This is a genomic window from Sphingobium limneticum (assembly GCF_008710165.1).
GTDB lineage: Bacteria > Pseudomonadota > Alphaproteobacteria > Sphingomonadales > Sphingomonadaceae > Sphingobium > Sphingobium limneticum.
On record NZ_VYQA01000003.1, the window covers coordinates 1 to 20,445 of the forward strand.

General features: G+C 63.3%; 14 protein-coding genes. 5 read left to right on the forward strand and 9 right to left on the reverse strand.

Translation table 11 applies throughout. The features are described 5' to 3' along the window. Positions 1 to 183: 183 nt before the first annotated feature. Positions 184 to 1,128: a hypothetical protein gene (locus F4U95_RS04710; RefSeq protein ID WP_246171490.1), complete on the forward strand. Its 945-nt coding sequence runs from the start codon at positions 184 to 186 to the stop codon at positions 1,126 to 1,128. Positions 1,129 to 1,445: 317 nt separating this feature from the next. Here the strand turns inward: F4U95_RS04710 and F4U95_RS04715 are convergent, their stop codons facing one another. The 3 genes from F4U95_RS04715 to F4U95_RS24545 form a co-directional block, all read right to left on the reverse strand. Beyond that, complete coding sequence (locus F4U95_RS04715; protein WP_150424787.1) at positions 1,446 to 3,272, reverse strand: gamma-glutamyltransferase family protein; 1,827 nt, start codon at positions 3,270 to 3,272, stop codon at positions 1,446 to 1,448. Positions 3,273 to 3,348: 76 nt separating this feature from the next. After that, entirely contained in the window at positions 3,349 to 6,474 is a 3,126-nt protein-coding gene (locus F4U95_RS04720; RefSeq protein WP_211363943.1) for a TonB-dependent receptor domain-containing protein, read from the reverse strand. A 230-nt stretch (positions 6,475 to 6,704) separates the two neighbouring features. Then, the gene (locus tag F4U95_RS24545; RefSeq protein ID WP_161600368.1) at positions 6,705 to 6,866 is read right to left on the reverse strand and encodes a hypothetical protein; all 162 of its coding nucleotides are present in this window, start codon (positions 6,864 to 6,866) and stop codon (positions 6,705 to 6,707) included. A gap of 52 nt (positions 6,867 to 6,918) precedes the next feature. Here F4U95_RS24545 and F4U95_RS04725 point away from each other — a divergent pair, with 52 nt between their 5' ends. Beyond that, entirely contained in the window at positions 6,919 to 8,799 is a 1,881-nt protein-coding gene (locus F4U95_RS04725) for a gamma-glutamyltransferase (protein WP_150424788.1), read from the forward strand. A gap of 16 nt (positions 8,800 to 8,815) precedes the next feature. Continuing rightward, positions 8,816 to 11,773, forward strand: a complete 2,958-nt coding sequence (locus tag F4U95_RS04730; protein WP_150424789.1) for an amidohydrolase family protein — start codon at positions 8,816 to 8,818, stop codon at positions 11,771 to 11,773. Between the two features lie 237 nt (positions 11,774 to 12,010). Here F4U95_RS04730 and fsa read toward each other — a convergent pair whose 3' ends face one another. Continuing rightward, on the reverse strand, positions 12,011 to 12,664 hold the full coding sequence (fsa, locus tag F4U95_RS04735) for a fructose-6-phosphate aldolase (protein WP_120249334.1): 654 nt from the start codon (positions 12,662 to 12,664) through the stop codon (positions 12,011 to 12,013). Between the two features lie 82 nt (positions 12,665 to 12,746). Between fsa and F4U95_RS04740 the strand changes: the two genes are divergently transcribed. Continuing rightward, complete coding sequence (locus F4U95_RS04740; RefSeq protein ID WP_120251933.1) at positions 12,747 to 14,915, forward strand: primosomal protein N'; 2,169 nt, start codon at positions 12,747 to 12,749, stop codon at positions 14,913 to 14,915. A 133-nt stretch (positions 14,916 to 15,048) separates the two neighbouring features. Here F4U95_RS04740 and yfiB read toward each other — a convergent pair whose 3' ends face one another. Genes yfiB through yfiR form a run of 3 tightly spaced genes read right to left on the reverse strand, consistent with a single transcriptional unit; the run spans position 15,049 to position 17,333 of the window. After that, positions 15,049 to 15,543: an outer membrane lipoprotein YfiB gene (gene yfiB / locus F4U95_RS04745; RefSeq protein WP_246171491.1), complete on the reverse strand. Its 495-nt coding sequence runs from the start codon at positions 15,541 to 15,543 to the stop codon at positions 15,049 to 15,051. An 8-nt stretch (positions 15,544 to 15,551) separates the two neighbouring features. Further along, positions 15,552 to 16,790 (reverse strand): diguanylate cyclase DgcN/YfiN, encoded by a 1,239-nt coding sequence (dgcN, locus tag F4U95_RS04750; protein WP_150424790.1) that lies wholly within the window; start codon positions 16,788 to 16,790, stop codon positions 15,552 to 15,554. Between the two features lie 3 nt (positions 16,791 to 16,793). Beyond that, positions 16,794 to 17,333: a regulatory sequestration protein YfiR gene (yfiR, locus tag F4U95_RS04755; protein WP_211363944.1), complete on the reverse strand. Its 540-nt coding sequence runs from the start codon at positions 17,331 to 17,333 to the stop codon at positions 16,794 to 16,796. A gap of 309 nt (positions 17,334 to 17,642) precedes the next feature. Between yfiR and F4U95_RS04760 the strand changes: the two genes are divergently transcribed. Then, positions 17,643 to 17,849 carry a DUF1289 domain-containing protein gene (locus F4U95_RS04760; RefSeq protein ID WP_150424791.1) on the forward strand — a complete coding sequence of 69 codons (207 nt, stop codon included), beginning with the start codon at positions 17,643 to 17,645 and terminating at the stop codon, positions 17,847 to 17,849. Here F4U95_RS04760 and F4U95_RS04765 read toward each other — a convergent pair. Both F4U95_RS04765 and ada read right to left on the reverse strand, forming a co-directional pair. Further along, positions 17,767 to 19,284 (reverse strand): hypothetical protein, encoded by a 1,518-nt coding sequence (locus tag F4U95_RS04765; RefSeq protein WP_150424792.1) that lies wholly within the window; start codon positions 19,282 to 19,284, stop codon positions 17,767 to 17,769. The two genes, F4U95_RS04760 and F4U95_RS04765, sit on opposite strands and share 83 nt — an antisense overlap. Positions 19,285 to 19,360: 76 nt before the next feature. Continuing rightward, positions 19,361 to 20,425: a bifunctional DNA-binding transcriptional regulator/O6-methylguanine-DNA methyltransferase Ada gene (gene ada / locus F4U95_RS04770; protein WP_150424793.1), complete on the reverse strand. Its 1,065-nt coding sequence runs from the start codon at positions 20,423 to 20,425 to the stop codon at positions 19,361 to 19,363. Between the last annotated feature and the right edge of the window lie 20 nt (positions 20,426 to 20,445).

Consider the following 20,445-nt stretch of genomic DNA (forward strand, 5'->3'; position numbering starts at 1 on the left):
AGGCCTGCGCCTCATAGCGCCCGAGGCCGGTCAAAAACGACCGGATTCTGGAAGGTTACCTCCCAGAATGACTGACGCCTTGGGCTAGAAAACGGCGAAAGCGAGGCCAATGGCCGGCTCTGCCAACCCTTTTTCCGCAGCCTGTTAGAGGTTGAAGAGCTCCCAAAGAAGGGGAGCCAACGAATGGCAGCAGCTGTCACCGCTGCTGCAGCGCGCTTAGGCTATAAGCAGCGCAACTTCTTTAAGATCATTCGCGCCTACAAAGAATCGCTAAAACAGACCGATCAAGTCTTATCAAAATACCCTCGCCAACTTCCTAACGAAACGAGAGCGGCTCTCGAGGAAGCTATCGCGAATGCCGGACCAGGCGCTCGACCGGGGGCGATCCATTCTGCTGCCGAAGCATTATGCAAAGAGCGCAATATAAATCCTCCGAGCGGACGAGCGGTCCGAACTCGGCTCAACCTTCCTGCGGAAATAACGGATGTCGTGGCTTACACCGGCAAAAACACCGATTACGCGCTCGATATGTCGCCGCTCGACGTCGCGGTCGATGGACCTAACAACACGCCCTATCGCGCTGTCCTCACTGCTTTCATAGATGCCCGTCACGGCAATGTTATCGCTCATACTGTGACCGTCGGCCGGCCAATGGCTGACGACCTCCTCCACTTGTTTACCGAGGCCGTGGAAAAGACAAAGCCTAAAACGCCTTCGCCCGCGTCGTTGGTAATTTACCGGGGCGCTCCCATCAATGATCCGCGGCTGAAGGCTCAGATGCGCTTACTCGGCATTTCTGAGCCAGACATACAGGTAGATGCTCGCCGCCCAGGATTGCCTCTCACTGCTCTGTTTGGAACTAAGCTCGGTCGTGTCGCGGTCAATCCACGCAGCGATCCTTCAAACCCATACGCAGTTGATGAGTCTCTCCCTCTGCATGTTGTGCGTCCAGCTATTGCCCTTCTCTTAGAACGCCATCACGCAGGCCTTCAGGTTAATCGTGAGATCGCGGCAATCGCATCAGCTACCACTGCAGTACAGGTGGTTACCAAAGGGCCGCAAAAATCAAACAATCAGGAATTTACCTCAGCTCGACTCCCACGCACAAATAGCAAAAATAGCCGTTAAACAATGAGCTGCCACTACTAACGATACGCCCATCGACACCAAACTGCATCTACCCCATTGCGGTCGGAGCAGAGGTTGACACAAAACCCGCTTCAGAGGAGCAGAGGTTGAAAATCAGCCGTGATCCTCTGGTGACAAAAGTGCCGAAATGCGTGGGTGCCAGGAGAAGACTTCCTGACAACCGACACAACTTGTCGGTTGTCAGTAAGACTGCTCCTTCAGTTCATTTTCGTGATCCTCTGGGATGCAAGAATGGCCGATTTCGAGCGCGCGCCCATCTTCGCCTTTCCGTACATACAGGGCCACGCCGTGCCGCTTCAGAAGCCCACGGCATAGCCCATGCGGCGTGGATCAGCCCCGCCCATGCGGGCGCCCGACGCATCGACCAATATCCCCTGCACGCTGCCGATGGCATAGGGACCGACCTGCTCGACCCGGTGCCCCATCGCGCCCAGCCCTTGCAGCACCGGGTCGGCGAAACGTCCTTCCGCCTGCACGGTGATCGCCGCACCCGCCTTGTAGAAATTGGGGTCCGCATCCAGCGCGAAGCGCGGCGCCTCAATCGCTGCCTGTATCGACATGCCGCGGTCGACGACATTGACCAGAAACTGGAACTGCGTCTGGCCGATCGTCTCGCCGCCTGGCGATCCGAACACCAGCTTCAGCCGCCCCTTGTCCAGCACGATGGTCGGGCCATTGCCCAGCAATGCGATCTTGCCCGGCGCGACGGCGTTGGGATGCCCCGCATAGGGCGCGGAAGATCCCACCCGCAGCCCGTTGTTGAACAGGATGCCGGTGTCGCCCATCACCAGGAACGTGCCGAAGCCGCCGCCCACCGTCGTCGTGACCGCGATGGCGTTGCCGTCCGCATCGACCGCCGACAGGCTCGTCGTGTCTCCGCCCCGCGTCCGATCTTCATCCCGTGAACGCCATGTCGCCTGGTCAAAGCCCGCAATCCGCGCACCTTCGGGATAGACGCCCGCCTTTGCCGGATCGATCAGTTTGCGCCGCTGCGCCGCGAACGCCTTGGACAGCAGCATGTCGACCGGCACCTTTGCAAAGGCAGGATCGGCCGCATAGCGATAGACATCCGCTTTCGCGACCTTGATCGCCTCGATCAACAGATGCGTCAGCTGCGGCCCGTCGGTGGGCAAAGTGGCCAGATCGAACCCCTCCACCAGATTCAGCTGCTCGCATAGCTCCAGCCCGGTGCGCGATGTCAGCGGACTGGCATGAACATCCAGTCCGCGATAATTGGTGGTAACCGGATCGCTCCATCGCGGCTGATAGGCCTTGAGGTCGTCCAGCCGCAGCCAGCCGCCCGTCTTGGTCGAGAAACGCGCAAATTCCTGCGCGATCGGCCCGGTGTAGAAATAGTCGTAGGCCGCCTGCAAGGCCCGGTCCCGGTCCAAGCCGCCTTTCAGCGCAGCCGTCTCGGCATCAGCCAACGCCTGGAATGTCTTGGCCAGATCGGGATTGCGGAACAGCGACCGCGGCGCAGGCGGCTCCCCGCCGGGCAGAAAGATGGCCGCGCTGGTGGGATACAGTGCCAGCGTCTTGCGCGCACGGGTGATGAAATTGGCGATCGATGCATCCAGCGGATGACCGTCGCGTGCATAGCCGATCGCCGGCTCCAGCAAGGTGGACAAAGGCAGTTTGCCAAATCTTCGCGCCAGCGCGATCCAGCCACCGAACGCGCCCGGCACGGCCAGCGCCTTGGGCCCATGGTCCAGCGCCTTGGGATCGCCTTGGGGGTCCAGCAGGCGCGGCGCAGCGCCCGTGAAGGCCAGCGAATGTACCTTGCCCGCCTTGCGATCCAGACAGGCGGCAAAACCATTGCCCCCCGCGCTGGATGCCCATGGTTCCACGACATTCATCACCGCCATGGCCGCGACCACGGCATCAGCCGCCGTCCCGCCCCGCATCAACATGCGTGTGCCCGCCATGGCCGCCAGCGGGTGCCCGGCCGTGACCCCGCCATTGGGCATGGGCACCTCGACACGATGGGCCGCAACGGTGGCGCTGCCGGTCCGGGGGGCATCGGGCGCCCGGCCCCCCGACTGGGCCAGCGCGCGTGCCGGCAGGGCAGCGACAAAGGCGCCGGTCAAGCCGGCGGCGATGAGTTCCCGACGGTCCAAGGGCATATCAGTCTCTTTTCTTGATCGCAGGAGAGAAAGGGCGCGGCATCCCGGAGGATGCCGCACCCTTTTACCATAGTCTTCAGAAGACCTTCTTCAGGCTGGTATACCAGTAGCGCGCCTGCGGCTGGTAGAGGTTCGACAGATAGCCGCCCGACGACAGCGGCGGATCCTTGTCGAAGATGTTGCGCGCACCGATCTGGATGGTCGTGCCGTTCAACGGCCCGTCATTCTTGATCGTGTACTGACCATAGAGGTTGACGGTAGTCTGTCCCTTCACGGTCCAGGGATTGGCCGCCGCATCGCGCACGCCATTTTCATAGACGCTGTCGATATATTGGGTGAAGGCGCCCAGCTTCCACGGACCCAGCGACCAGTCGAAGGTCGCCGAAATGCGCCAGCGTGGCTGGCCGTCGCGACCGATGACGTCGCCACCGCCCTGGATCGGCACACCGGCATTGATCTGACCGGCCGCCTGTCCGGCAATCACCTGCTGCACACCGGCAGGCGCATCGACGAAATAGCTGATCAGGCGCGATGCGTTGACGTTCAGCGAGAAGCTGCCAATCCCGGTATTAGGCAGCACATAGTCCAGATTGAAATCGATACCCTGGACGGTGACCGGCAGCAGGTTCTGGAAGTTGGCGATGACATAAAGAAGTTCGCCAACGGGCGCGAGGCCGGTGCCGTTCGTCCGCGCGATATCGTCCGCCGTCGGATCACGGCGAATGACATTGGGATTGCTGCTCCCCTGAACGCGCATGAGATAATCGAGATTGAGCGCATTCTGATAGTCCAGCAAACCCACGACATTCTTTTGCTGGATCTTCCACCGATCGACCGTGAAGGTGACCTTGCCAAGGCCATCGCCCAGTTGCGGCGAAAAGACCGCGCCAAAGCTCCAGCTGGTGGATTCCTCAGGCTTCAGATTGGGGTTGCCGCCGCTGCGGCGCAGCACCGACACGTTGCAGACCGCACTGGAGAAATTGGCCGCGCGGCGGGCGCGGACGTCGGCGTCGCACAGCACATAGTCGAAACCGCCATTCACGCGATCCAGCGTAGACGTGTTGATGACTTCCAGATTCGGCGCGCGGAAGCCCTGGCTCCACGAACCGCGCAACATCATGCCTTCCAGCAACTCCCACGATGCCGCGACCTTGGGCTTGGCGACCGATCCGACGTCGCTATAATCCTCGTACCGACCGGCCAGCTGGAAATTCAGGCGCCGGAACATCGGGATGTTCATTTCCGGGCTGAAGATCGGGATGGCCAGTTCGGCATAGGCCGACTTCACGTTGCGCTTGCCGCGCACGTCCGGGCTGGGGCTGGCACCGCCAAGGTCCGAACCGTAGAAGACGCCGGTGACGGCATCGGTATAGGTGGTATCAACGCCGGCAATGCCGCCCTGATAGGTCGAGCGATTGTCGTGATAGGTTTCGCGACGCCATTCGATACCGGCCGCGACACCGATGCTATTGTCCGCCCACAAGCCCAGCAGATTTGCGTTCGACACCTTGAAATCCCACAAAGCCAGCGACGTGCGGGTCTTGCGGGTGGCCTCTATCATGAAGCTGTCGATCGTCGCCTGGTTGTTGGGCGTGCAATCGCCGACCGATGGCGTGTTGACGCAACCGCCGTTGAAGGGATTGTAGGCGTCAGACGTCGTACGATTGATGGCCGCCTGGAGCAAAGTGTTGGAGAAATTTTCCTGCGTGTCCGCAGCGGTCGCCCAAGTATAAAGGCCCGCCGATTCCCATTCGAAATTGCCGACATTGCCGCGCAGACCGCCCAGGAACCGATATTGGTAATTGGTGACGTCCACCTTGCGTGACCCCACATCGGCGTAAGTCAGCGACGTGATCTGGATCGGCAGGCCGGTTACCGGGACGACCGCGGGATCCAGCCCCGGCAGGCGATTGGGCGATCCAACAGGCCCAAGCGGGTTCCAATAGGCATTGGCCGCCACGGTGATCGGAATATTGGCCAGCGATCCGGGCGCTCCGATGGTCGAGCTGGTCTTGCCACGATAGAAGCCGACTTCGCCGAAGAAAGACAGCGAGTCAGACAGTTCATAGTTCAGATAGGAGAAGATGTTGATACGCTTGACCGATGGCTGCACGGTCAGGTCGTCGAAGGTCGCGGGCGAATTGAAACGAAGATTGGAATCCGCGCCCGACATTTCCGTTACGCCATTGCCGTCGTCATAACAGGTGTTGGGCGTACCCGACGCGATGCGACATCCTGCATTGGCGCTGGGCTGGATATGAAACTGGCCGGAACTGTTCGTGAAGGCTGTGCCGCTGCTGGTCAGCGTCCGGTTCAGGAACACCGCGCCGCCGCCGGGGCGAACGACCCGGAACGTGCCCCATGGCGTGGCCGTAGCAGTGCCGTTCCATGCCGCGACATTGGCGAAAGGAGTGCCGGCCACATAGCCACGACGGTCGACGCTGGCGGTATAATCCTGATCGCTCAGATATAGTTTCGATTTCTGCGCATAGCCGCCGAATATCGAGATATTGCCGCGTCCTTCGTTGAAATCGAAACCGACAAGACCATTGGCCTGAAATTCGCGAAGATTGGTCCCTTCGGCGCCCCCATATTGAACGTCGAACTTAGCGCCTTTATAATCGGAGTTGAGGACGTTGTTGACGACGCCCGCGACTGCATCCGATCCATATAGCGCAGCGGCCCCGTCGCGAAGCACTTCGACACGAGAGATATTGCCGACCGGAATGGTGTTGGCATTATAGCCGAATGTCGGCACGCCGGAATCGACGACACCCGTGATCGCCTGCGACGTCGGGTGCAATACGGTACGGCGGCCATTGATCAGGAGCAGCGTATTGCCCTGGCCAAGGCCGCGCAAGGACACGGTCGAAACGTCGCCGCGCGCGGCATTCGCATTGCCGCCGCCCAGCACCTGTTCGTTGAAAGTGACGCCGCCAAGTTGTGGAATGGATCGATAAAGATCTGCGCCGGATACGGCCGCGACCGCTTCGATCTGGTCTTCGCCTACAATGCTGACCGGCAATGCTCCGGCCGTGTTTGCGCCCCTGATCTGAGAACCGATCACGACGATTTCCGCACTGGGCGGTTCGTCGGCCTGTGGCGCGACGTCGTTGGCGCCTTGTGCCTGTACCGTGCCGGCCGTCAATGCCCAAAGACTGACACCTGCGAGCGCGACTATTGTCTTCCTGCTACTGCTCATGGTTCGTTCTTCCCCTGTTATGAAGCACATGCGCCGACCCTCCCGACGCGAGACCTTTTCAGTTCAGCGATCGGGATGGCGCGAAATAAGGGCGCCGAAAATTGAAAGACGGCCGCCACAATTGACGTTGGTTCAGAGCTTGCATTGGCGGACCCTCCCGAAAACTGGAGTTCCGGCATTCTCTCCCGGCACGGATTGGCTTGATTGCCACTACCCTCACAGCGGCAAAGTCAGTCGGACGCAACATCCGCAATTACGTACGATCCTTCATGTAAAACAAATGAACGCGAAATTTCCGCCATGAATTTTGAAATATTTTGTAATATTTCAATTTTCTTCGGCAGGTGGAGGATCTGGGCGACTTGCGCGTTATGAATGACGTCGGCAGGCACGCGTCTTCCCTCGGGCTGCACCTCCAATGCCGACCACAGGGGATTTTCACTGATGAGCGATACCGAAAAGCAGGGATTGAGCCGGCGCGACTTCGCGACGATGGCAGCAGGTGGTTTGGCGGCGCTGGGCACGGCAACATCCGCCCAGGCACAGACGACAGAAATGAAGCCGAAGGCGGCGATCGAGCCGACCAGGCTGGTCAGTGCCGGCGAGACGCTTCGTCCCGAAATCGTCGGCAATTTCGGCATCGTGGCGGCCGGTCGCCATTATGCGGTGGCGGCGGGCACGCGCATATTGATGGCGGGCGGCAACGCCACCGACGCGGGGGTCGCGGCGGTGTTCGCGGCGGCCGTCACCGAAATCTCCCATTTCGGCTTCGGTGGCGAAGCGCCGACCATCATCTTCGACGCGAAGGCGAAGAAAATCTCCCTCGTCAGCGGTCAGGGCGTCGCCCCCGGCCTCGCCACGCCGGACAAGTTCGCCGCCGCCGGCGTCATCCCCGGCAACGGCCCCAATGGCGGCACCGTCCCCGCGATGGTCGACGCCATGGCGCTGGCGCTGCAACTCAATGGCACGATGACGCTGGATCAGGTGATGCAGCCCGCCATTGAACTGGCCGATGGTTTCGTCATGTATAATTTCCTGGCCGAAGTCTTCGTCAGCCAGCAAAAGGCGACGTCCAAATATAAGGACGCCTACGACGCCTATTATCCGGGCGGCAAACTGCCCAAGACCGGAGAGATCTTCCGCCAGCGCAACCTTGCCCGCACCATGCGCACCATCGCGGAGGCGGACCGGGCGGCATTTACGAAGACCAAGGATCGCAAGGCCGCCATCCAGGCCGGACGCGACGCCTTCTACAAGGGCGACATCGCCCGCCGCATCGGCGCCGCCATGGAGCGCGACGGCGGCCTGATGCGCTATGAGGATCTCTCAACCTATAAGGGGAAAATCGAAACCCCCATAATGACCAATGTGTTCGGCTATCAGGTGTACAAGGCCGGCTTCTGGAGCCAGGGTCCGGCCATGCTGATGGCCCTCAACATCGCCGAAGCGGCCGGCATCGCGGCGATGGAACCGGGGTCCGCCCCCTATCTCCATACGGTGGCGGAATCGATCAAACTCGCCTTCGACGACCGCAACATGTATTTCGGCGATCCCGATTTCGCGACCGTGCCCATGAAGGGGCTGATGTCGAAGGACTATGCCGCCGCCCGCGCGAAACAGATCGGGCCGAAGGCATCGCTCAACCATCGTTTCGGCGATCCATGGGCGTATGAGGGCAAGACGCGCACCACGCCAGTCTTCACGCCGCACACGCTCAAGGCTTCGCCCAAGCCCACGGCGGACACGACCGCGATCGAAGTGGTCGATAAAGATGGCAACCTCTTCTCCTGCACGCCCAGCAGCGGCTGGATGCTCGGTGGCGCCTATGTCGCGGGCGACACCGGCGTGCCGATGAGCAATCGCCTCACCGTCTTTGACCTCGACCCCGCCAGCCCCAATGTTCTGGCACCCGGCAAGCGCCCCCGCACGACCCTGTCGCCCTCCATGGTATTGAAGGACGGCGCGCCCTATCTGGCCATCGGCACGCCGGGCGGCGACAATCAGGATCAGCAGATCATGAACGTCCTGCTGCGCGTCCTGGCCTTCGGTCAGCCGCTTCAGGCCGCGATCGAGGCGCCCCGCATCAATTCCAACCATTTCCATGGCTCCTTCGGCATCAAGAAGGACGAACCGGGCGTGCTGGAGATAGAGGATCGCGTGCCGCAGGCGGTGCGCGACGACCTCACTGCGCGCGGCCACAAACTCGATGTGCTGGGGCCGTTCGCCGTGTCCACCGGCATCGTCGCGACCGGCGTCGTGCCGGGCAGCGGCACCTTGCGCGGCGGGGCGGATGTCCGCCGCGAACGCTATGTCTTCGGCTGGTAAGGGAAATACAGCGACCATGAAATCCGCCATCAAACGCCTCTCGCTCGCCCTGCTGTGCGCCAGCGCCGCGCCGGTCTTTGCCCAACCCGCCAACCTGCCGCCCCCCGGTGGCGAAAAGCCCGTCGCCTTCGACGTGCATGAAGGCACCTCCATGGCCGTATCGGTATCGCCCGACGGCAAATGGGTCGCGATGGATTTGCAGGGCAGCCTGTGGATCGTGCCGGTCAAGGGCGGCAAGGCGACCCGGATCACCGACTATTTCAACGACGCGCGCCAGCCGGTCTGGTCGCCTGACGGCACCCGCCTTGCCTATTTCTCCTATCGCGACGGCGGCTATGATCTGTGGACGATCAAGCCGGACGGCAGCGACATGAAGAAGCTGACCGACGGCGCCTATGACGACCGCGAACCCGCATGGTCGCCCGACGGGAAGGCCATGGCCTTCTCGTCCGACCGCAGCGGCAATTACGACATCTGGACGCTCGACATCGCCAGCGGGGCGATGAAGCAGATCAGCAGCAACGGTCGCGAGGATCGCCTGCCCAGCTGGTCGACCGACGGCGCGCGCATCGCCTATGCCGGCATCGATGGGGCGAAGACCGCCCTCTACGTCACCACTCTCGCGGACGGAAAGGAAAGCCTGCTCAAGCAGGTGGAGGGCAAGATCGACGCCCCCTCCTTCGGCCCGAACGGCCAGCTCGCCTATGTGGTGCAGGACGCGACGGGCAGCCATCTCGACATCGACGGCAAGACGGTCAGCGGCACCGAAAATGTCTTCCCCTTCCGCGTCAGCTGGGGGAAGAATGGCGGCTATTATTATGTCTCGGACGGCAAGATCCGCAGCCGCAAGGGCACGGCGCTGTCCACCGTGGACTTCGCCGCCACGCTCGAAGTCGTAAAGCCCGTCTATGCCCGCGCCAAACGCGACTGGGACAGCACGGCCCCGCGCAAGGCGCTGGGCATCGTCCACCCCACCCTTTCGCCCGACGGCAGCCGCATCGCCTTCGCCGCGCTAGGCGATCTCTATGTCATGCCGGCCAAGGGCGGCGCGCCGGAAAATCTGACGAAGGACGGCGCGCTCGACACCGATCCCGCATGGTCGCCCGATGGCAAGAGCCTGGTCTACACCTCCGACAAGGGCGGCGGCCTGCCGCAACTGTGGATACGCAATCTTGCGACAGGCAAGGATCGTCGCCTGACTGATATCGACACCCAGCCGCTGGGTGCGGCCTGGTCGCATGACGGCACGCGCATCGCCTATATCGACGTCGACGGCCGCTGGGGCGTGGCGGGCGTCTGCGTCGTGGATGTCGCCACCGGCAAGATCACCCGGCTTCAGGGATCATTGGGTCAGCCCGGCAGCCCCAGCTGGTCGCCCGACGGCAAATATGTCGCCATCGCTCTGTCCCACAAATTTTCCAACAGCTTCCGCGAAGGGACGAACCAGATCTACATGATCCCATCGGATGGCGTGGGAAAACCCTTCTGGCAGATACCGGAAGACAATATGTCGATGGACACCCGCGCGGGCGGCGGCCCGGTATGGTCGCCCGACGGCACGAAGATGGCCGCCATCTACGAAGGGCTGCTCAAAATCTGGCCGGTCGCCGCAGATGGTAAGCCGCTCGGCCCGCCACGCGCCTACACCTCGGACATCAGCTATTTCCCGACCTGGGCGGCCGACAACAAGACGATCCTGTTCCAGTCGGCCGATGCGCTCAAATCCATCGACATCGAAACCGGCGCGATCACGGATATCCCGCTCGACCTGACCTACCGCATCGCCAATCCGACGGGTCGCACCGTCATCCATGTCAGCAACCTCGTGGACTCGGTCCGCGATGTGACGCAGCATGACAAGGACATCATCGTCGACGGCCATCGCATCGCCGAAATCCGCGATCACGACCCCGCCCTGCACAAGGCGGATCGCTTCGTGGACGGCACCGGCCTTACCGCCATTCCCGGCCTGATCGAACATCACAGCCATGCGCAGAAGGATTTCGGGTCCAACCTCGAACGCGCCTGGCTCGCCTATGGCATCACCACGGTGCGCGATCCCGGCACGCAGGTCTATGACGCGGTGGAGGATCGCGAAGCGGCGGAATCGGGCGTGCGCCTCTCACCGCGCCTCTATGTCGCGGGGCCGCTGCTCGAATGGCAGCGCGTCTATTACAAGATGGGCGTCGCCGTCTCCAGCCCCGCCCATCTGGAACGGGAATTCGCCCGGATGCGCGCGCTCAAATATGACATGATCAAAAGCTATGTCCGCATGCCCGACCTCTATCAGCGGCAGATCGTCCGTGCCGCCCATGACATGGGCATCCCGGTCAGCGGCCATGAAATCTTCCCGGCCGCCTTCACCGGCGTGGACGCCACCGAACATATGGGCGCGACCAGCCGTCGCGGCTATTCCCCCAAACAAGGGCCGCAGGGCATGGCCTATGAAGATGTCATCCAGCTATTCGGTCGCAGCGGCCGCACGCTCACCCCCACCCATTTCGGCGCGATGAACCCCTATCTGGCGAAGAACCCGACCTATCGCGACGATCCCCGCATGAACCTCTACCCCGTCTGGGCGCGCGAAACGATCAGCGGCAACGATCCCATGGCCGCGATGCTGAAACCCCTGCTGGAAGGACAGTATAAAGCGCTCAAGAAAATGTATGATGCGGGCACGCTGGTCACGGCGGGCACCGACACGATGATCGCCAACAATCTGCACGCGGAAATTTCCTCCTATGTCGATGCGGGCCTGACGCCTTTCCAGGCGCTCCAGACCGCGACCGTCAATTCGGCGAAGGATCTCAACCTCGACGCAGGCACGATCGAACCGGGCAAGCTCGCCGATATCGTGCTGGTGGACGGCGATCCGCGCGAAAATATCGCCAATACGTTCAAGGTGAAAAAGGTGATGGTGAACGGCGTCACCCACGACGTCGCCGACCTGATCGCAGGCGGCACGCGCAAATAATGCATCGCCTGGACGGACATGGCGCACGGCGCGCCATGCCTGTTTGACGGCGACCGCAGCGACAGGCGACGATGGTTCCTGACCAGATCGGTGACGCGCGCATGTTCGGGCGTCACCGCCAGCCCATCGCCTCCTGAGGCGTCAGGCGCAAACGCCCTGACGACCGGCACATAGGCCGGATGGATTTGGTGGCGGGATCGGGCGCCGATGTCAGCGCCCGATCCGCTGCGACGATATTTACAGGATCGTCTGGCCGGTCTTCGCCCAGTCGGCGGCGAAGCCTTCCAGGCCCTTGTCGGTAAGCACATGCTTGGACAGCATGCGGATGACGGCGGGCGGGGCAGTCATCACGTCGGCGCCGATGCGGGCGCTTTCCAGCACATGGATGGGGTGACGGACCGACGCGACCAGGATTTCGGTGTCGAAGCCATAATTGTCGTAGATCAGGCGGATGTCGCCGATCAGCGCCATGCCATCGAAGCCGTTATCGTCATGACGGCCCACGAAGGGCGAGATGAAGCTGGCGCCGGCCTTGGCCGCGAGCAGCGCCTGATTGGCCGAGAAGCAGAGCGTGACGTTAACGAGCGTACCCTCGTCGGTCAGCGCCTTGCACGTCTTGAGGCCGTCGATGGTCAACGGCACCTTGATGCAGACATTGTCCGCGATCTTCCGCAGAATTTCGGCTTCCTTCATCATCGTCTCATGGTCGAGCGCGACGACTTCGGCAGAGACGGGGCCATCCACGATGCCGCAGATTTCCTCGACGACTTCCAGGAATTTGCGGCCCGACTTGGCGATCAGCGACGGGTTGGTGGTGACGCCGTCCAGCAGGCCGGTGGCGGCCAGATCGCGGATGTCGGCAGTGTCGGCGGTATCGACGAAGAATTTCATGGGATGACCCTTTGCCCTTTAAAAAGTGATTCGTTGCCCGCGCCTATAGCGTCTTGGGGGGCGCCTGTCCTACATGGGCGCAATGTCCCGCGCTCGCGTCCTCATCCTCAACGCCGCCCTTGGTCCGCTCGACTATCGCGTGCCCCATGGCATGACCGTCAAGCCCGGCAGCATCGTCGTCGCCCCGCTCGGCCCGCGCCAGCTGATCGGCGTGGTGTGGGAGGAGGACAGTTTCCCCGATATCGAGACGGTCGGCGACAATCGGCTGCGCAACCTGCTGGAGGTGGTGGACGCCCCGCCTTTGCCGGAAACGCTGCGCCGATTGATCGAATGGACGGCGGACTATTATCTGGCGCCACCGGCCGCCGTGCTGCGCATGGCGCTGTCGTCCATGGCGGCGCTGGAGGGGGCGCGGACGGTGATCGAATATAAGGCCACCGGGGCGGTGCCGGACCGGATGACGGAGCAGCGCACGCAGGCATTGGAGCGGATCGGCGAACGGCAAGGGCTGATCCGCGAACTGGCGATGATCGGCGGGGTGAGCGATGCGGTGATCCGCGGCCTCATCAAGCAGGATATTTTCGAGCCTGTCGAAGTCAGCGTCGATACGCCCTTCCCCATGCCCGATCCGGCCCATGCCCAACCCATCCTGTCGGAGGCGCAGACCAGCGCGGCCGAGCAGATGGCGGACGCGGTGCGCGCGCATGATTTCGCACCCTTCCTGCTGGATGGCGTCACCGGGTCGGGCAAGACGGAGGTGTATTTCGAGGCGATCGCGGCGGCGATTCGTGCGGACCGGCAGGTGCTGGTGCTGCTGCCTGAAATCGCGCTGACCGAACCTTTTCTGGAGCGGTTCGAAAAGCGCTTCGGCACCATCCCGGTAAACTGGCATAGCGGCCTGCGCCAGACCGAGCGGCGGCGGGCCTGGCGCGCCATCGCGTCGGGACAGGCGCAGGTGGTGGTCGGCGCGCGGTCGGCCCTGTTCCTGCCCTATCCGAATCTTGGCCTGATCGTCGTGGACGAAGCGCATGAGGCCAGCTTCAAGCAGGAAGACGGCGTCCATTATCATGCCCGCGATGTGGCCGTGATGCGCGGCCTGATCGAGAAATTCCCGGTCATCCTGGCGTCGGCCACCCCGGCGATCGAAACGCGGCATCAGGTGGAACTGGGCCGCTATGCGGAGATCAAGCTGCCGTCGCGCTTCGGCGGGGCGCAGATGCCGGGGATCGAGGGCGTCAACCTGCTGACCGATCCGCCCGAGCGGGGCCGCTGGATCGCGCCTCCGTTGGTCAAGGCGATCGACGAGGTGATGGCGAAGGGGGAGCAGAGCCTGCTCTTCCTCAACCGGCGCGGCTATGCGCCGCTGACCTTGTGCCGCCATTGCGGCTATCGATTCCAGTGCCCCAATTGCACCGCATGGATGGTCGAGCATCGGCTGACGCACAGGCTGGCCTGCCATCATTGCGGCCATGTGATCCCTGCGCCGCGCCGCTGCCCGGACTGCAAGGAAGAGGATAGCCTGGTCGCCTGCGGCCCCGGCGTGGAGCGGATCGCGGACGAGGTGAAGGCGCTGTGGCCGCAGGCGCGCATCGCGCTGGCGACGTCCGACACGCTCTGGTCGCCCGCCCGCGCCGCCGATTTCGTGAAGTCGGTGGAGGCGGGCGACGTCGATATCATCGTGGGCACGCAGCTCGTCACCAAGGGCTATCATTTCCCCAATCTGACGCTGGTGGGCGTGATCGACGCCGATCTGGGGCTGGAGGGCGGCGATCTGCGCGCGGCCGAGCGGACCTTCCAGCAAATCGTACAAGTGGCCGGGCGTGCGGGACGCGGCGAGAAGCCGGGCAAAGTCTATATCCAGACCCGCATGCCGGGCAGCGAGGTGATCCAGTCGCTGATCGAAGGCGATACCGAGCGTTTCTATGCGGTGGAGACGGAGAATAGACGGCGCGCCAATGCCCCACCTTTCGGACGCTTCGCCGCGATCATCGTGTCCAGCGAGGATGCCGATGAAGCGGCGCAGACCGCGCGGCTGATCGGCAAGTCGGCGCCGGTGATAGAGGGGATGCGCGTCTATGGCCCCGCCCCTGCCCCGCTGTCGGTGCTGCGTGGGCGGCATCGCCACCGACTGCTGATCCACGCCACGCGGCAGGTGGATGTTCAGGCGGCGATCCGCGAATGGCTGGGCAACCTCGCCTGGAAATCAGGCACGCGGGTTGCGGTGGATGTCGATCCCTACAGCTTCATGTGACGCCATTCAGCCCTGACGGCCTTCAAATGGCGTCTTTCCGCGCTTCCGGTGCTCACGTACTTTTAGTACGCTGCGCTCCGGGTCACGAAAATCCACCATTTTCGACTCGTCATCATCTGAATGGCAACGCAAATTAGCCGGCGTCGGCGGGTGAGACGATGATGACCACCCGGCGATTTTCCCGCCGGCCGGTCGCCGACCTGTTGCTTTCCACCGGCACCCGCGCACCCATGCCCACGACCCGCATCGCCGGCTGCGTCATGCCACCGCCGACCAGCGCGTCGGCCACCGCCTGCGCGCGGCGAAGCGACAGCGCTTCATTATAGCTGGCCGCCCCGGTCGAATCGGTATGCCCCTCGACCCGCGCGCCATGGATGCCGACCCCGACGAGCGCGCCGCTGATCCGGCCGATCGCGAGCTTCTGATCCGGGATCAATGTGCTTTCATCGCTGGCGAAGAGCAGCCGATCGGCCATGCCGAATTGCCAGTCGTCGCCCGCCTGCTCGAATCCCTGTCGTTGCAGCGCGCCGACCTGTTGCGGCGTGAAGCCGGCCGGCCGCTGTGGCTGTACCGTCTGGCAGGCGGCCAGCAGACCCAGCAAGCCGATCGGCAAAATCCTGTGCATCATTCCAGTCCTTATTCCTTGCCGCCTGCGCGCCGCCCCTTGGCCGCATACATGGCCGCGTCGGCATGGCGCAGCAGATCGCGCGCGTCGGCGCTGTCCTGCGGATAGCGGGCGCTGCCGATGCTGAGCGATCCGTCGACGCTCTCGCCACCGGGCAGCATGATCGGCTGGCGCATGCCATCTGAAATGCGCGCCTGCACCGCCTCCATTTCCTCCTGGCCCACGCCCGGCGCCAGGATCAGCGCAAATTCGTCACCGCCCAGGCGAAAGGCCTGATCCCCGCTGCGCAACCCGGCGCGCAGCCGGGCGGCGATGACGATCAGCATCGCGTCGCCCGCATCATGGCCATAGGTGTCGTTGACCGGCTTGAACCGGTTCACGTCCAGATAGAGGATGGCGAAGGGCAGGTTGAGCGCATCGGCCTGCGCGATGGTGGCGGGCAAGGCGCGTTCGAACATCGCGCGATTGCCAAGGCCGGTCAGCGCGTCGCGGGTCGCCTGCCGTTCCAGCATGCGATTATGCGACAGGACGCCGCTATGCCAATCGTTCAACTCCTCCAGCAAGGCGTTGAAATCGCGGCCGAGCTGATCGACCTCACGGATATGGGCGTGGGGGGCACGCCGGTCGAACTGGCGATTGGCGCGCACCTCATGGGCGACATCGGCGATTCGGCTGAGTGGGTCGGTGACGTCGCGTTGCAGGCGCCGCGCCAGCGTCCAGGTCGCGATCAGGGTGAGGAGGAGGCAGGCGATCGCGGTCGCCAGGCCCGACAGGATGAAGCGGCCCAGCCCCTCCGCCCCGCCATGGACGCTGACGCGCGCGATCAGCCGGTCGCCCCGCCGCACATCGACGGTAGCAGGAGCGGAGGCGACCAGATTGGCGATGCCGCCCTCTATCATGGTCATGATATCGTCGCCGGGCCGCCGCCAGCTGACCAGTTCGCGGCCATCGGGGGTGCGCACATCGACGCGATGGACGCTTTCGGAGGCGGCGACGGCGGCGATCCCGCTACGTGCCGCCTCCATATCGTCGAAGATCAGCGCCGGCTCGACCGTATAGGCGACGGTCTGTGCGATCAGCGCGAGATTGCGATCGGCATAGCCGCGAATGACGAGCACCCCGGTGACGGTCAGGGTCACGCCCGCCATCAGCACGGCAAAGAGGATGAGGCGCATATGCGCGCGGGCCAGCACCTGACCCAATGTCGGCAGACAGGGGGTTGGCAGGGGCTTATCGACGGGGGCTGACATGGATCAATAGCCTCCTTTCGACAGGCGCAGCACGCGGGGATCGATCCGGACGGCCGATCGCGATACCGCGTCGATATTGAGCTGAAAGGACAGGGTCTGCGGCGCGTAGAGCAGGCAGAAGATCGCCCCGCTGCCGCAATCGGGATCATCCTCCGCTATGGTGAGGACCGGCTGGCCGCGTGTTCCGGTGACCAGACCCTGCATCGGTGCTGCGTCGATCTGGCCGATATAGAGGGCGTCGCAGCCTTCGGACCGGGTCGCACCCGCACCGGTCAGGCTGGACAATTGCAGCTGCGCACCGTTGGACAGGCTGATGTCGGCCAGCCGCCCGGCATAGCGGGCCGTACCCGCAAGGCAGAGGCGAAGCACCGGTCGGGGCGTGGGCCAGCGTGTATATTCCAGCATCGCGCCGACCATGCGCGCCGTGCCGGCCGCGCGCGCATCCGCGCCAGTGCCGATCGGCAACATGGCAGGCTGGACTGTGGGCACCGCAAGCGCGACGGTCGGCAGCAACAACAACAAAGTGAAGAATAAACTGCGCAAGCCCGACCTCAGCCCCCAGACTCATCAAGGTCGGCTCGACTATAGTTAATCAGGCGTAAAATACAGCAAAAATCATTGCGATGCCGACATGGCATGGTGGCAGGCGGCGCATCGCTGGCGAAAGGCCGTCGGACAGGCGGGATTTTCTGTGCGTGCCAACAAACTTACGACACGATGTTCCCCGGCGCAGGCCCGAGGCCAGTTCAGGTCGTGGGACTGGACCGCGGCCTGCGCCGGGGGAACGATTATAGAAGCCCACCACATGGCGAATTAGTAGAAAGCCCATTCATCACAGCCTATAGTCGCGGGATGGACAGCCCCTGCCGCAACCTCTGTTCACTCGATCGCGACCGGCGTTTCTGCACCGGCTGCGGCCGGACGATCGAGGAGATCGTCCATTGGCGCAACCTGGGCGGCACGCAACGCGCGGCGGTCATGAAGCGGGTGCGGGATTTCCAGCCTGTGCGCCGGCCTTCTTCTCCGCCGCCTGCGCGTCATAGTCCGCCTTCATCTTGACCGCCGCCTGCCGCATGTCCGATCCGTGCGGGGAAAAGGCGATCGGGTCGAGCATGGTCGACGCCGCCGCATAGTTGCCACGATAGGCCATCGCCTGGGCGATCTGGAATCGGTAATTGGGATTTTGCGGCAGCAGGCTGAACGCCTTGTACAGCCCGTCATAGCCGATATCGGGCATCTTGCCGCCGCGCATGGCGTGATAGCGGTAGAAGAGCGCAAGCGGCACCGGGTCTTCCGTATCGGCGCGGTTGGCGCGAACGATGGAGGTCAGCGCCGCCTTCCAATCCTCATCCTTGTCGCTGTCCTGCGCGCGGGCCAGCAAGGCTTCTGCGCGGATCGCATAGGCGCGGGAGGATTTGGGGTCGATCGCGATCGCCCGATCGGCGTCGGCCAGCGCCGCGTCCGCCTGATCGGCATCCCATTCAGCCTCCGCCAGCAAGGCCAGTGCATAGGCGCTGTCGGGATATTTGGCGGCGGTGGTGCGGATGGCCATCACTATGCCCGGTATAGCGTCAGTCGGGGGATGGTTGATCAACGACAATTCGTCCTCGACCAGCAACGCCTGCGCGCCATCGATAGGCGTGACACTAACGGTGCCGATATTCATCTCCTTCACCGTAAGCTTGTTGTACGGCAATGACGATCGCCTGATATAGGCATTCAACGCCTTTTCGAGCCCCGCCAATCCACCCGCAAAATAGGTGTCGGGCTGCACGTTCGGAACGCCGGTGGCGAGATCATTGAGATAGCGCTTAATCTCCTCACGCCGACCGGTTTTATCATATTGATAGAGATGGGTGAGCAGCCAGGCGGTGCCATAATAGCGGTCGCCATCCCGAATGCTGAGGCCATTTGCATCGCGGGCGAAAAGATTCTGCACCGGATAGGGCGTCCCGAGCTTCAAACCCGGCAAGCGTGCCAAGGGGATATGGCCATATTCGATCGCCCCATCCTGCGGGAATTTCACGACCGAGAAAAATTCCGCAAAGCCTTCCACATACCAGGCCGGATAGGCGGCGGGGAAATGATGGAGCATGAAATGATGGGCATATTCGTGGAACAGCACTTCTTCAGCGCCAAAATCGAACTTGCTGACCTTCTTCTCCCGCGACAGCACGGCAAAGGCATTGCGATCCGACGTCGTGTAAAATCCTGCGATACGGGAATTGCGCGCCAGTTTCTGGACCTTCGCCTCGCTGGACAGAAGGTAGACCTTCACCGGGCTGCCCTTCTCCGGACTGTCCACGCCCGTCAGGCGCCGCAATAGAAAGTCGAACTTCTCCAGCCGCTCGGCAAAGCCGCGCAGCGTTTCGTCCCGGCCCTCGCTATAGACGGTGAAATGCTGCGTCTGCGCCTGCCACCAGGCCGCCTTCGCCGTCCCCATGCTCGCCATCGCCAGGCCAAAACCAGCCAGCGCCTTCACCCAGAATCGCATCGATCCACTCTTTCCCCAAAGACCTTGAGGGCAAGGTGGCGGAGCGCTGGCTGAATGAAAAGATGAAATTTCCCCGTTACTTGCCTTTTTCTTTGGCGAGCAGCGCCTGTTTCTTGTCCAGGCCCCAGGCATAGCCGCCCATGCTGCCATCGCGGCGCACGACACGGTGACAGGGGATGAGGATGGCGAGATTATTGTCGCCGCACGCCGTGCCCGCCGCCCGGACGGCACCGGGGCGACCGATCGCCGCGGCGATCTCGCCATAGCTGCGCGTCTCGCCAGGCGGGATGGCGCGCAGGGCGGCCCAGACCGCCTGCTGGAAGGCGGTGCCGCGCACATCGGTCGGCAAATCCGCACCCGCAGCCGGATCATCCACCAACATGGCGACCCGCGCCGCAATGGCGTCCAATTCTGCATCGGCCGGTTGCAGATCGGCCTGCGGAAAGCGGGCGTGCAATTCCGCCTGCCCTTCCCCGAAGCTGATACGGCACAGCCCCTTGTCCGTCGCCGCCACCAGCATCGCCCCCAGGCTGCTGTCCACCGTGCGCCAGCGGATGGAAACGCCGCGCCCGCCATCCTTCCACGCGCTCGGCGTCATGCCCAGATGCTGGCTCGCATCGACATAGGCGCGGCTGGGCGCATTATAGCCCGCCTCATAGATCGCGTCGGTCACGCGGCCCTCCCGCCCCAATGCGTCCTTCAGCCGCGCGGCGCGCAGTCCCCGCGCATAGGCGGCCGGGGTCAGGCCCGTCTCCCGCTTGAAGAGGCGATGGAAATGATGCGGGGCATAGCCGGCATGGGCGGCGATCGTCTCCAACAGGGGCACCTCCTCCGCCGCCTCGATAAAGGCGATCGCCTTCTCCACCGCCAGCCGATCCCGCCCGACCGCATCCGGGTGGCAGCGCAGGCAGGCGCGAAAACCCGCCGCCCGCGCCGCTGCAGGATCGGGCTGGAAGGACATATTCTCCCGTCTCGGGTGGCGCGCCGCACAGCTTGGCTTGCAATAGATGCCGGTGGTGGCGACGCAGCCGACGAACAGCCCGTCCATCGCCCGGTCGCGACGCAAAAAAGCGGCCCAGCAGACGTCCGGATCGGGCAGGTCGGGCAAGGGGGCGGGGACAAGGCGAGTCATCTGGTTCATGACGATAGGGGATAGGCGAT

Coding starts and splice junctions, on each gene's coding strand:
- F4U95_RS04710 (WP_246171490.1), top strand. CDS start 184: ATGGCAGCAGCTGTCACCGCTGCTGCAGCGCGCTTAGGCTATAAGCAG.
- F4U95_RS04715 (WP_150424787.1), bottom strand. CDS start 3,272: ATGCCCTTGGACCGTCGGGAACTCATCGCCGCCGGCTTGACCGGCGCC.
- F4U95_RS04720 (WP_211363943.1), bottom strand. CDS start 6,474: ATGAGCAGTAGCAGGAAGACAATAGTCGCGCTCGCAGGTGTCAGTCTT.
- F4U95_RS04725 (WP_150424788.1), top strand. CDS start 6,919: ATGAGCGATACCGAAAAGCAGGGATTGAGCCGGCGCGACTTCGCGACG.
- F4U95_RS04730 (WP_150424789.1), top strand. CDS start 8,816: ATGAAATCCGCCATCAAACGCCTCTCGCTCGCCCTGCTGTGCGCCAGC.
- fsa (WP_120249334.1), bottom strand. CDS start 12,664: ATGAAATTCTTCGTCGATACCGCCGACACTGCCGACATCCGCGATCTG.
- F4U95_RS04740 (WP_120251933.1), top strand. CDS start 12,747: ATGTCCCGCGCTCGCGTCCTCATCCTCAACGCCGCCCTTGGTCCGCTC.
- yfiB (WP_246171491.1), bottom strand. CDS start 15,543: ATGATGCACAGGATTTTGCCGATCGGCTTGCTGGGTCTGCTGGCCGCC.
- dgcN (WP_150424790.1), bottom strand. CDS start 16,790: ATGTCAGCCCCCGTCGATAAGCCCCTGCCAACCCCCTGTCTGCCGACA.
- F4U95_RS04760 (WP_150424791.1), top strand. CDS start 17,643: ATGGACAGCCCCTGCCGCAACCTCTGTTCACTCGATCGCGACCGGCGT.
- F4U95_RS04765 (WP_150424792.1), bottom strand. CDS start 19,284: ATGCGATTCTGGGTGAAGGCGCTGGCTGGTTTTGGCCTGGCGATGGCG.
- ada (WP_150424793.1), bottom strand. CDS start 20,425: ATGAACCAGATGACTCGCCTTGTCCCCGCCCCCTTGCCCGACCTGCCC.